Origin of the sequence: Thiomicrospira microaerophila (genome assembly GCF_000934765.1) — a bacterium.
Taxonomy (GTDB): Bacteria; Pseudomonadota; Gammaproteobacteria; order Thiomicrospirales; family Thiomicrospiraceae; genus Thiomicrospira; species Thiomicrospira microaerophila.
On record NZ_JYNN01000011.1, the window covers coordinates 54,031 to 67,161 of the forward strand.

Genomic DNA, 13,131 nt, shown 5'->3' on the forward strand with positions numbered 1-13,131 from the left:
ATATAATCTATAATTGGTTTTATTTTAATCGATTTCAAACACCAAAATTCTGACATTTATCTGACATATTCCTTGCTTATCCACAAGCCTTTAAGTGCTTATAGACACATGCCAACCAAAGGTTATGGACTCCAGCCCTTAAATCTTCAAACGCTAAAAGGCTAACGCATGCACAGTCTTTATAACGAGCCCCTATGCTGCGCGTCACGGCCTTCGGCCTCGTGATAACGCCAATTGATTCACTCCGTTTTGTTACGCACGCCGTTAACCCGGATACTTCAACAATATCTGCTTTTTAAGATACACTTCTCCACCAGGACAGATTAAGTTTTATGTTAAAATTGAAATCATTGCGCTATAACCCAACACCCTAAGGGCCTGCCAGACTAAACCGGTCGAAGCAAAAAAGTCTGGATTGAGTCAGTTTTTGTTCAACTCCAAAGAGAATAGCAAGCTATTTGACGAAGAAGCGGGCAAAAAATGGCCAACCCCAAATTTTTTGCAGCCGACTGACTTTAGCCCGACAGGATCCTAGATGGGACTAAACATGGAACAATCGCTGACCTAAGAGGTTGTCAATTAAGCGCTTACTTAACTTAAAAAAACACTAAAAAACATAAGCGAACATAAAAACAAATATGAACACCAACCTTCCACTTATTCCAAAGTCATTAAATATTTTATTGATTGAAGACGACGTCAACCTCGCTGAACAACTGTCCTATTTTCTTGAAAAACGTGGGTTTAATGTTTCATTAAGTCGCAGCATTCAAGAAACACTCCACTTACTTAATGCAAGTAAATATGACACATTGATTCTTGACAGACTACTACCTGATGGCGATAGCTTGAACTGGCTAAATAAGATTAAACAATCACACCAAGGAAAAGTAATCCTACTAAGTGCACTAGGGAGGGTAACAAATCGCATTGAAGGCTATCAGGCTGGCGCAGACATCTACTTGGCAAAACCTGTCAACCCGGACGAATTACTGGCCATCTTGATTAACTTTACGCAAAGCCATCAATCTGCAAGACTAGAAAACAACAACTGGCATATTAAACATCATAAACTGATCACACCACAAAATGTGAGCATCCACCTTACAAGTAGAGAATATTTAATTGTAGAAACACTAATCAAAAACACACCGGAAGTCGTGCTAAAAGAAAAAATCATTCAAACTATCGGCGTGAACAGCCATGGTTATGACACTCGATCACTAGACACGACCATCTATCGAATTCGCAACAAGATTAAAGAAGCCACAATAGAAAAAATACCTATCGTGACCCATCATGGCCTAGGCTACAGCTGGGAATAGATACACTTCCCAGCTAGCACTCAAATCGTAGCGCGCTTTTAGTCCTTAGATATTGCGGAAGAATTCTTGCGAATGCGGTGCGCAAGCGCTTCAATTTCTTTCGCAAAATCATGTTCAGCTTGAGAGTAAACAACCCCCAGCGCGGCCTCAATTAGCGTTTCAAGCTCAGAAAAATGCTCATCACCAATTGATGCCAATTGCTCATTCTCTAACATAGACCTAAAACGTTCGACCACTTCTTTTGCATGGCCTTTAATTTTTACCGTCATTCTATAATCTCCGTAATTTTTTAAATGTAACGTAAAGCACCTTGTCTACTTTACGTTTAATCAAGCAGACATCACCTAGGAGCCTGTCGGACTAAACCGGTCGAAGCGAAAAAAAGTCTGGTTTGAGTCAGTTTTTGTTCAATTCCGAGGAGAATAGCTAGCTATTTGACGAGGAAGTGGGCAAAAAATGGCCAAATCCAGCTTTTTTGCAGCCGATTGGCTTTAGTCCGACAGGCTCCTAGGCTCCGTCAGGCTTCAAAAGATTAATCGTCATGAAAAATATCATCACCACTATTCAAGATCAAAGGATCAGGCACACCCACAACATCAAGATCCTTATCATCATAAGGAATAGCATTCAAAATATAACGCATACAAGCTAGACGCGCGCGTTTTTTACAATTTGACTTAATGACAGTCCAGGGTGCATCGGCTGTGTTGGTATAAAAAAACATATCCTCTTTAGCCTTTGTGTAATCTTCCCAGCGATCTAACGACGCCAAATCCATTGGACTAAGCTTCCATTGTTTCAGCGGGTCATTTTTGCGGCTGTTAAAGCGCTTCAACTGCTCTTTACGGCCAACCGAAAACCAAAACTTCATTAAGCGAATATTATCACCGACTAACATACGTTCAACTTCAGGTGCTTGATGCATAAACTGGGTGTACTGCTGAGGGGTACAAAACCCCATTACACGCTCAACACCCGCACGGTTGTACCAAGAGCGGTCAAACAGCACGATTTCGCCGTGGGTTGGCATGTGCTGCAAATAACGCTGGAAATACCACTGACCCTTTTCCTGTTCATTGGGCTTATCCAAAGCAACCACACGCGCACCACGCGGATTAAGATGCTCCATAATACGTTTAATCGTACCCCCCTTGCCAGCCGCATCCCGCCCTTCAAAAATCATCACAATCCGTTCTTCAGAGTCTTTAACCCACTTCTGCATTTTCAATAATTCAATTTGCAACTGCTTTTTTGTGGTCTCATATTCTTCACGCGACATTTTGTCGTCATACGGATACACACTATCACTCGACTTCACTTGCTTCATAACGCCCCTCCTTATCAGATTACATCATTATCAATAAACTTTACTAATATTAACGCCATCTCATAAACTATGCAATGATTTGCAAAGTCTTAGTTATTTCAGATCAACCTTATTTCGGGTTAAAATCAGTTGTGACTTACCAACCCAAATATCAAAATAAAAAGGCAGAAATCGATGAACACATCCACTCAAAACTACCAAGATGTCTTAGCACGCATAAATAGCGCTGAGGCGCACTGCCAGCGCCCACACCAAAGTGTCAAACTACTCGCCGTCAGCAAGACCAAACCGATTGAGATGATAAACGAGTTAGCGGCACTAGGCCAAAAAGCCTTTGGAGAAAATTATCTGCAAGAATCTCTTGAAAAGATGGCACAGCGCCCTGACTTAGAATGGCATTTTATAGGACCGATTCAATCCAACAAAACCAAACCGATCGCCGAGCATTTTGACTGGGTGGAAAGTGTCGATCGCCTAAAAATTGCCCAGCGGTTAAGCGCCCAACGCCCCAACAACAAACCACCGCTCAACATTCTGCTCCAAGTCAATATCAGCCAAGAAGCGAGTAAATCAGGCTTTATGCCCAACGAACTGATCGCAATGGCAACCGAGATGGCTTCCCTACCAGGCCTGGTGATAAGAGGTTTAATGGCTATTCCTAAAGTTGAAACACAGTTCGAGCGACAACGTATTGCCTTTAGACAAATGCACCAACTGTTTAGCCAGCTCCAGCAAACACTTGGTCATGCACACATTGATACCCTTTCTATCGGCATGTCATCTGACTTAGAAGCCGCGATTGCTGAAGGTTCCACACAAGTGAGAATCGGTACCGACCTATTTGGAGAGCGTAAATAATTTACTCATAGATTCAACTGATTTCACTCCAAATTTTATCTATTTGCTAATAATTTGCATAGATGTACACTTCATCGTTCAAAACTAAACCCTAAATACTACAGGACTTTTACAGTTTAACGAGGACCCCGCAGGATGAAGAGCATTTCAATCAAATTATTAGTACGTATGATTATTATAAGCACCATTGGCCTAGCGATTGGCTTAGGCGTTATTTTTAAGTCCAGTATCGAGTTGCAAAAAAATGCGGCGCAAACGCTGTCTCAAAAAATGATGACGCAAGCGCTGACGATTATTGACGCCAAGATTGACACATCACTCGCCACTATGCGTGCTTTTGTATCGGCTAATCCGCAGCTGGGCGAACTCTTCACCAGCCAAAACCATCAAGAAATGCACCGTATTGCCAACCAAGTATCCGCTGACTTTGCCGCCACCACTAACCATCGCGGCCTCACCTTTGTCGCTTTCGACAAACAAAACCAAATTTTCATGCGCTCGTTTGCCAAGCTACCCGACCCCGCTATCGGGCGCAAAGCACCGCGTGATTTTTCCGCCTTACTCTCAGGAAGCCAAGCGAATGCCGCAATGATCGATTTATCGGGTGTAGGCTTATTCATCACCGCTACCGTTCCGGTCGCCGCTACCCCAGCTTCAAATGACATAGTGGGTGTATTGGATATCCGTGCAGGCTTGGGTTCAGTCACGCGTGATATGTTACAAAATGAAGCTTACTTTTTAACCGTCATCAATGATAAGGGTCTAGAGCGCTGGGCAAAAGCCAAGGAAAATAACGCTATTGGTAGTTATTACCTCGCCAGCAATCGCTGGTTCGAGGAATCATTCGACTGGTTTAAACCGCTTGACATTGATGCGATTATTCAACAGGGTTTTGGTATCCAACATAACAAGGTTATTAAAGTTGAACCCATTCATGATAGTCTAGGCGAAGCGATTGGCTATTATTTGGTCGGCATCGACATGGATCACCCTGAAATGGTTCAAGCCATGAGCAGTGTCAATCAAATCATTATGTTAATGTTAACTTTAATGATCGCATTAATTAGTGCGATCATGCTATTTTTATGGCACGCCAGTCATCAAATCATCAAGCGCCCGATTGAATCAATTTCCCATGCGATTCGTGATGTCGCCAGCAGTGGTAAACTCAACATCAACCTACAAAGCAACGCTAAAGACGAAATTGGCGACATGACACGCGCCTTTGGATCACTACTATCCCAAGTCAACCAAGCCTTGAGTGAAGCTAACACCACGGTCGCAGCGATTGCCCAAGGTGACTTTAAAACCGAAATGCAAGGTGATTACCAAGGCGATTTAGCCACACTGAAAACCGGTGTCAATGCCTCCGCACGCAGCGTATCCTTTATGATGGACGAGTTAGCTAAAGTGATGCACGCGCTCGAACAAGGACAATTTAACGTTCGCTTGGATAACAAAGTGGCCGCTAGCTTCCGCCAAATGGTTGAACAGGCCCTCAGCTCTACCGAACAGGTCATTAACCAAATCAGCAGTACGCTTGATGCAATGAAACAGGGTCAGTTCAATCAGCGCATTAATGCTCCCGCTCAAGGTGAACTCGCCAAGGTTAAACAAGACGTCAATGAATCGCTTGAAGCCCTCGAAGCCGCGATTGCTGAAATCAACCGTGTCATGGCGGCACAAGCCAGCGGCGATTTAAGTCTAACGGTAAAAGGGCAATATCAAGGCGAGCTAGAAAAACTTAAACAAGCCATCAACCGCTCCAGTGACGAATTCAATCAAATCGTGCGCAATGCGATGGATGTATCCAACCAAGTTAACGAAGGCGCTGAAGAAGTTTCACGTGGTGCCGATGACCTAAGCCAGCGCGTACAGCAGCAGGTTGCGATGCTAGAACAGACCTCTCAATCGATGGAAGAAATGAACACCGGTGTGCAAAACACCAGCCAGCATGCCGCCAAAGCTACCACCTTAGCCCAAGAGGTACAAGATAAAGCACAGCAAGGCAATAAAGTGATGAACAGCACACTAGACGCCATGACTGAAATTCAAAACTCGAGTCACAAAATTGCCGATATCGTTAGCCTGATTGACGGCATTGCCTTCCAAACCAACCTACTGGCACTCAATGCCGCCGTCGAAGCCGCGCGAGCCGGTGAACACGGTCGAGGCTTTGCGGTGGTCGCGGGAGAAGTGAGAGCCCTGGCACAAAAATCGGCTGAAGCCGCTAAAGACATCAAGCACCTGATCGAAGAAAGCGTTCAGCGCATTGACCAAGGTACCCAACTGGCCTCCAGTTCTGGTCAAATGCTCGCTGAGATTATTGGCTCAGTGGAACAGGTCACCGAAATGGTCAGCCAGATTGCGCAAGCCGCCACAGAGCAAGCCAGCGGCATCGCACAGGTCAACCATGCGATTCGTCAAATCGATACAGGCACCCAACAAAACGCGACACTGGTTGAAGAAACCAGCAACGCCGCCGCCAACCTAAACGAACAAGCACGTAATCTAAACCGAGATATGTCGCGATTTAAAACAGGGAGTCAACCCGCAAAAGTAATTGACTTTAAAGGCTAAAACTCACCCACTCACAACCAGGCCTGGTTAGAGAACCAGGCCAAAATATCTGTTTCTCATCACAAAATCCCTCCGCCCGCTCTCTGCTTTCTTGTTAAAATATCGAAAACAAATTCGATTCACTCATTCCAAGGAATAGCCTATGTCACGCACCCTGATTAAACAAGCCACCCTCGTTAACGAAAACCAGCAACAGATCGCCGATGTGCTGATAGAAGATGGGCGGATTGCCCAGATTGCTCCGCAGATTGATATCGCGGCTGACATTGAAATCAATGCCGAAGGCTTGCACCTCTTGCCGGGAATGATTGATGACCAGGTTCATTTTCGTGAACCGGGCATTACTCACAAGGGTGACATTGCTTCCGAGTCACGTGCGGCGATAGCCGGCGGCACCACCAGCTATATGGAAATGCCTAACGTCAATCCGCCTTCGATATCGATTGAAGCGCTGGAAGCGAAATACGCGATTGGCGCACAAAAATCTTGGGCAAACTATTCGTTTTACTTGGGCGGCACCAATGACAATGCCGACGAAGTCGCCAAGGTAAATCCTAAAAATGTTTGCGGTGTCAAAGTGTTTATGGGGTCTTCTACCGGCAATATGCTCGTCGATCAAGAAACCGCCTTGCGCGCCATCTTCACCAACAGCCCCATTATTATTACCACCCATTGCGAAGACACACCCATGATCAAGGTGAATGAAGAGGCGTATCGTGAGAAATACGGTGATGATGTGCCAATGAGCGCCCACCCGATTATCCGTAACCACGAAGCCTGTTATAAGTCATCGTCAATGGCGGTGCAATTGGCGAAAGAAACCGGCGCTCGCTTACATATTCTGCACATCACCACCAAAGAAGAACTCGATCTTTTTACCCCCGGCCCGTTAGCCGATAAAAAAATTACCGCTGAAGCTTGTGTGCATCACTTATGGTTCACCGATGCCGACTATGATACCAAAGGCTCGCTGGTTAAATGTAACCCAGCGGTGAAAACCCAAAGCGACCGCGATGCGATTCGCCAAGCGGTGATTGATGGTCGAATTGAAGTGATTGCCACCGACCACGCACCCCACACCTGGGAAGAAAAACAAAACAGTTACTTCAAAGCCCCAGCCGGTCTGCCGCAAGTGCAGCAATCGCTGAGCGCGTTATTAGATCTATATCATCAGGGCGTGTTCACCCTTGAGCAGATTGTCGATCGTACCTCGCACAATGTCGCCCGCTTATTTGAAGTCCAAGACCGTGGCTTTATCCGCGAAGGCTATTGGGCGGATTTGGTGCTGGTGGATCTGAATAAACCCCACACCGACACCAAGGAAAACAATTTATACAAATGCCAATGGTCGCCCTGGGAAGGCCACACGTTTAAATCCAGTGTGGTTAAAACGCTGGTTAATGGGCGCGTGATGTATGATCAAGGTCAGTTTGCCGAGTTCACCCCAGGTCAACGTTTATTATTTAACCGCTAAGGAGACAAAAATGGCACTTGAATCAATCAACCCCGCCACGGGCGAAAAACTCGCCGAGTTTGAAGCTTGGGATCAAGCGACCCTTGACCTTGCGATTAAAAACGCCGCTGGCGAGTTTCTTGAATGGTCACAGCGCACGCCAATGGAAACCCGTTGCCAGTTAATTAAAAACGCGGCTGAAGTTTTACGCGAACAACAAGATGAACTGGCCGAACTGATTAGCCTAGAAATGGGCAAGTCAATTAACGAGGCCAAAGCCGAGATTGAAAAATCCGCTTGGGTGTGTGAATTCTACGCTGAGCACGGGCCGGATTTTTTGGCTGATGAAATGATCGACACCGATGCCAGCAAGAGTTACATCTGCTATCAACCCATGGGCGTCGTGCTGGCGGTCATGCCGTGGAATTTTCCATTTTGGCAGGTATTTCGCTTCGCCGCCCCCGCCTTGATTGCCGGCAACATTGGTTTGCTTAAACATGCCTCAAACGTGCCGCAATGTGCGCAAGCGATTGAACGTGTGTTGCATCAAGCGGGTGTGCCGCGCCATGCCTTTACCAACCTGATGATCGGTTCAGACAAGGTTGAAAGTGTGATTCGCAACCGCTATGTGCGCGCCGTCACCTTAACCGGAAGCGAGCAGGCTGGGCGTAAGGTCGCGGCGATTGCCGGTGAAGAGCTGAAAAAAACTGTGCTTGAACTCGGTGGTTCCGATGCGTTTATTGTAATGAATGATGCCGATATTCCCGCCGCGATTGAAGCGGCGGTTACCAGTCGCTATATGAATATGGGGCAAAGCTGTATTGCGGCTAAACGCTTTATCATCGACCAATTTATTTATGAAGATTTTATCAGCAAGCTAAAAACCGCCGTTGAAGCCAAATTTGTGGCCGGTGACCCTCTCGATACCGCCACCACCCTTTGCCCGATGGCGCGTCAAGATTTACTCGACGAACTGCATCAACAAGTGCAAACCTGTGTTGATTATGGTGCCCGTTTGGTGACCGGTGGCTATCAACTGGAGCGAGCAGGTTGCTATTATGCGCCCACCATTTTGGCGGATATCTCCAGCGCGATGCCCGCCTACCATGAAGAATTTTTTGGCCCCGTAGCCTTGATTTTTAAAGCCTCAGAACCGGCTCACGCTGTCGGGCTTGCGAATGCCACCCAATTTGGTTTGGGCGGATCGGTTTGGTCAGGTGACCCAGCTACCGCCGAAACCATGGCATTGCGCATGGAATCGGGCGCTTGCTTTGTCAACGGCATGACCAAGTCTGACCCACGCCTGCCGTTTGGCGGCGTAAAAAACTCAGGCTACGGCCGAGAACTCAGCTACCACGGCATCCGCGAATTCACCAACGTCAAATCGATTTGGATTAGGTAGAGATTATCAGCAATTAAAATAGGTGCAGAAGTTTTGTTTGAGCTTGCTCAAACATTTTTTTGATAAGGAGCCATAACGTTTTAAAACCACTGATTTGGAGACTACAAATGTTTTTCGCAAAATCAACTTTGATGGCTTAGGAATCGCGCCCTCTACAAAACAATCTACATCAAGCAGCTGTTCATCTTGATGTAGGTTTTCAATACGGCTGCTAATAGGAATCGCAATAAAGTCATCGAACGGTAAATTGTCTTTCAACACAAGTACAGGTCTTTTTTTGCTTTGTAACAAGTCAGAAAAGTAGAACTCACACAATACAACATCACCCGTACTTACTTCCATACCTCATCCTCTGACTCTACCCACCATTCCTCAACCAGACTCGCAGAGTGGTTAGATAGCGCTCGAGTTTCAATTTGATCCGCGTCAACATCCTCCTCTATCACCACACGAACATGCTTGTTTTTGAATTGTTCAAAATTTGGAATACGTAAAAACTCACCAACAACGTTCGCTTTAAATTCAATCGCATGCATTTCAACCTCCTTGGGGACAGTTTATTTTTCTACTCTAACAAATAGAAAATGCGAAAACTCATTTTACCACCCCGAATAACCGCTTACCATTTAGGTGACACGCGGAAAAAAAGGGTTTTTAGGTACTCGGTTTCTGGAATCGCTGGGTGGATTGGATGATCGGGGGCTTGGCTGGCTTGATCAAACAAGGTGACCGTACGGTCGATATGACTGGCGGCGGCTTGTACTTGTGAAACCAAGGTGGCGCGCGGCATATGATGCGAGCAAGAAGCCGACACCAATACCCCGTTGGGTACCACTAAACGCATCGCCAACTCATTGATACGACGATAGCCTTCTGAACCCGCTTTAAAGTCTTTTTTACGCTTCACAAACGCCGGTGGATCAACAATCACCACATCAAACTTTTCACCCTGCTGTGCCAGAGCGCTCAAGACTTCAAAAGCATTCCCCTGATAGGACACCAGCTTATCCGCCACACCATTCAACTCAGCATTGACGTGTACGCCATCCAGCGCGGCTTCAGACGCATCGACACAGGCCACTTCAGTTGCACCCTTTAGCGCTGCCAAAATACCCCAACCACCGAGATAGCTAAATACATCCAGCACCCGCTTGCCTTCAACCAATTCGGCGCAACGCGCTCTGGCTGAACGATGATCATAAAACCAACCGGTTTTTTGTCCACCTAACGCAGGCACCACAAACTTCGCGCCGTTTTCGATCAACTCAATCTGCTCAGGCAATTCACCATAAGCCAAGGACTGATAACGCTCTAAACCTTCCAGCTCACGGCTCGCGGTATCATTGCGCCAGACCACCGCGCGTGGGTGATAAAGATTAATTAAGACCTGTAGAATATCGTCTTTAAAGGCTTCCATGCCCGCGGTGCTAATTTGCACGACAAACACATCATTAAAACGATCAATCACCAAGCCGGGTACCCCATCACTTTCGCCAAAGGCCAAACGGTAATAGGGTTGATCATAATTCAGCTCACGCAGCGCTTGGGCCTGTTGAAAGCGTTTTTTAAAAAACGTCATACCCAGCTGATGTTTGGTATCACGACTGAATACGCGCGCGCAAATCAAATTATTAGGATTGACATAAGCCAGCCCCAATTCTTTACCATTGCTCGCCTCAACAATCGCTTGTTCACCGAGTGCAAAGTTTTTTAACGGCGTCGCTTGGGTATCCACCTCATTACTAAACACCCACATATGACCTTGCTTAATGCGGCGGTCTTCATTCTTTTTTAAGCGTAAACGTTGCAAACTAGCCATCGATTTCCGCCTGATATTCTTCAGCAATCATCAAATCGTCAAACTCTGACATATCATGGGGTGCAATGCGGAATAACCAGCCACCATCATACGGCTCGTCACTAACCATCTCTGGCTCATCAGCTAAAAATTCATTCACCGCCACAATTTCACCACTGACCGGTGCATGAATATCGGAGGCGGCTTTCACCGATTCAATCATCGCCACGCCCTCTCCCGCACTCACATCAACACCTATGTCAGGTAAATTGACATTCATAATATCGCCCAACGCTTCTTGTGCGAAATCGGTAATCCCAACAACAATTAAGCCTTCTTCATCGGGGTAAGCCCACTCATGGGTTACAGCATATCTTAGGTGTTCAGGTAATTGGCTCATAGCGCGCTCCTAATAGTAAAATAAAAACAGCTTAATATAATACCACCTGCCCTATTTGGTTGGCGATATTTGTGAGAAATGAACAAATCACTAACGAATTTGAACCTGGTTTCTACCGCCATTTTTTGCCGCATAAAGCGCTTTATCGACACGTTGCAGCAACGAATCTGGGTTATCGTCGCGTTTAAACGCCGTTAAACCAAAACTGCAACTGAGGTGACGACTGGGTAATACATCAAAAACCTGGCCCCCAATGAGCTGATGGAGTCGATTGGTTAATACTTGCGCATTTTCAAGATCCGTATCCGGTAGCAAAACAATAAACTCCTCTCCGCCAAAACGGCAAAACAGATCGGTTTCACGCAAATGTACCTTAACGAGTTGAGTCAATGCTTGCAGCACTCGATCACCCATGTCATGCCCGTAGCGGTCATTAATTGACTTAAAGTAATCTATATCAAACATGAGCACACACAAAGAGGCATGATTACGCTTAGCGCGTGCCAATTCGTGCAAAATATTTTTATTAAAATACAATCGATTACCAATACCCGTCAATTCATCGGTTTGTGACAAATGCGACAGTCTCTCCTGCATGAGTTCTAGCTCGCTAATATCTTGCATGGCGATGGTAAATCGGCCAAACACCGATTTATTAAGGGGCTGGACCTTGATAGCGAAATAATGCACTTTATCGCGCCTCACAATCTTGGCTTTATGCACCTTTTCTGGATTATTAAGGATATGTTGAATCCAGTATACCCCGTCCATTTCGGATTGTAACAAGCCCTCTCCTTGCTCAAACAAATCACAAACACATTGATAGCGTTGATGAAAAGCGTCCAGTGTTTCAAATTGATCAAAAAATTCAAAAAAATGACGGTTAGCATAAATGATATGATCTAAATCACTGACATATAAAACATCTGATGAAGAATCAATAATCTCTTTATAATACTGACCTTGCAATATCACTTGTTGTCGACTTAACACCAGCAACCCAAGCAACAACAACATCAGCAACACAACAGCAGACACACCCACAAACTGGGTTTGCAAATCATCCAGTCGATGAAAATTGACCATTGACTGCGGAATAAACAACAACCAATAACCTTCAACCTCATTATCCACATTCATAATAGCGACAGGATTAATAATATAACCCCCCTGTATCCAATAGTCCTGTTGTGACAGGTGTTGGCTTAAGTCCAAATCAGCCAACAGCGCAAGCTGTGCCTCTACTGGCTGGGTATTCACCACATAATAATCATCAATAAACAAGCCAGAACGTGCCAGCGTTAATTGTTCTTTGTAACGTTTGTCGGCCAAAATAAGTGAAATATAGCCTTTATCAGCCATTTGATCAGCCAATGGCTGAAATTGAGAGATAACCTCTACCACCCCTAGCAATAGATCCGCTTCAAAAACCGGCACGGTTGTTTTAAAGGACATGGTAAATAAACCGGTACTCACTGTTGTCTGAGGCTGTTGATGCGGCTCGGCGAGGATGGCACGAAGATCTGGCCGGATACTTAATAATGAATCGCCTCGTTTGTCTACCCAACTGCGCTCTAAACTCACACCTTGCCGATTAATGGCCTGAAGCCAAACACTGGTTAAACTGGACTCGCGCTCAATACGTTGCGCTATTTTGCTTAATTGGGCATTCTGCTCACAGCAGGATGATTGAAGCAGGGTTTTAATATTTGGATTTTCGGCCAGCATGAGCGCCAGCGCAACGGAGGCATTTTTTTGCTGCTGAATTAATAGATTGAGTTGATTCGAGGTTTCTTGTTGATAGTGTTGCAACACCGAAGCTTGCAAAATTTTCGCTTGCTGCTTATGAAAATAGATCCCCCACAAGGCGAAGCATAGCAAACCGAACAATGCCAAAACGATCCAAACCTTGTAACGATCTATTACCTGCCGCATAACTACATGAGCTCACTATTTATTCAAGCTTCTATTATGCACCTATTAAACAA

General features: G+C 45.6%; 12 protein-coding genes. 5 read left to right on the forward strand and 7 right to left on the reverse strand.

The annotated features are described in order from the left end of the window. Positions 1-638: 638 nt before the first annotated feature. The gene (locus tag NA59_RS05825) at positions 639-1,325 is read left to right on the forward strand and encodes a response regulator transcription factor (RefSeq protein WP_044409439.1); all 687 of its coding nucleotides are present in this window, start codon (positions 639-641) and stop codon (positions 1,323-1,325) included. Positions 1,326-1,363: 38 nt separating this feature from the next. Here the strand turns inward: NA59_RS05825 and NA59_RS05830 are convergent, their stop codons facing one another. Both NA59_RS05830 and ppk2 read right to left on the reverse strand, forming a co-directional pair. After that, positions 1,364-1,594, reverse strand: coding sequence for a hypothetical protein (locus NA59_RS05830; RefSeq protein ID WP_044409442.1), 231 nt, complete (start codon positions 1,592-1,594; stop codon positions 1,364-1,366). 263 nt (positions 1,595-1,857) lie between these two features. Continuing rightward, complete coding sequence (gene ppk2 / locus NA59_RS05835; RefSeq protein WP_044409445.1) at positions 1,858-2,652, reverse strand: polyphosphate kinase 2; 795 nt, start codon at positions 2,650-2,652, stop codon at positions 1,858-1,860. 174 nt (positions 2,653-2,826) lie between these two features. Between ppk2 and NA59_RS05840 the strand changes: the two genes are divergently transcribed. The 4 genes from NA59_RS05840 (at position 2,827) to NA59_RS05855 (ending at position 8,945) form a co-directional block, all read left to right on the forward strand. After that, on the forward strand, positions 2,827-3,510 hold the full coding sequence (locus NA59_RS05840) for a YggS family pyridoxal phosphate-dependent enzyme (protein ID WP_044409448.1): 684 nt from the start codon (positions 2,827-2,829) through the stop codon (positions 3,508-3,510). 135 nt (positions 3,511-3,645) lie between these two features. Then, positions 3,646-6,090: a methyl-accepting chemotaxis protein gene (locus NA59_RS14270; protein WP_052501490.1), complete on the forward strand. Its 2,445-nt coding sequence runs from the start codon at positions 3,646-3,648 to the stop codon at positions 6,088-6,090. Between the two features lie 142 nt (positions 6,091-6,232). Next, positions 6,233-7,564: a dihydroorotase gene (locus NA59_RS05850; protein WP_044409451.1), complete on the forward strand. Its 1,332-nt coding sequence runs from the start codon at positions 6,233-6,235 to the stop codon at positions 7,562-7,564. Between the two features lie 10 nt (positions 7,565-7,574). Continuing rightward, the gene (locus NA59_RS05855; protein WP_044409454.1) at positions 7,575-8,945 is read left to right on the forward strand and encodes an NAD-dependent succinate-semialdehyde dehydrogenase; all 1,371 of its coding nucleotides are present in this window, start codon (positions 7,575-7,577) and stop codon (positions 8,943-8,945) included. A gap of 6 nt (positions 8,946-8,951) precedes the next feature. On the opposite strand, the gene NA59_RS05860 is transcribed toward NA59_RS05855, so the two are convergent. From NA59_RS05860 to NA59_RS14275, 5 genes are all read right to left on the reverse strand, one after another. Beyond that, positions 8,952-9,287, reverse strand: a complete 336-nt coding sequence (locus NA59_RS05860) for a type II toxin-antitoxin system PemK/MazF family toxin (RefSeq protein ID WP_044409457.1) — start codon at positions 9,285-9,287, stop codon at positions 8,952-8,954. Beyond that, entirely contained in the window at positions 9,278-9,481 is a 204-nt protein-coding gene (locus NA59_RS05865) for a hypothetical protein (RefSeq protein ID WP_044409459.1), read from the reverse strand. The genes NA59_RS05860 and NA59_RS05865 overlap by 10 nt, the downstream gene beginning before the upstream one ends. An 83-nt stretch (positions 9,482-9,564) precedes the next feature. Further along, entirely contained in the window at positions 9,565-10,764 is a 1,200-nt protein-coding gene (locus tag NA59_RS05870) for a class I SAM-dependent rRNA methyltransferase (RefSeq protein WP_044409462.1), read from the reverse strand. Continuing rightward, positions 10,757-11,143: a glycine cleavage system protein GcvH gene (gene gcvH / locus NA59_RS05875; protein WP_044409465.1), complete on the reverse strand. Its 387-nt coding sequence runs from the start codon at positions 11,141-11,143 to the stop codon at positions 10,757-10,759. Before gcvH ends, NA59_RS05870 begins: the two co-directional genes overlap by 8 nt. Positions 11,144-11,233: 90 nt before the next feature. Continuing rightward, a complete protein-coding gene (locus tag NA59_RS14275; RefSeq protein ID WP_052501491.1) occupies positions 11,234-13,078 on the reverse strand; it encodes a sensor domain-containing diguanylate cyclase in 1,845 nt (614 codons plus the stop codon). Positions 13,079-13,131: the final 53 nt, after the last annotated feature.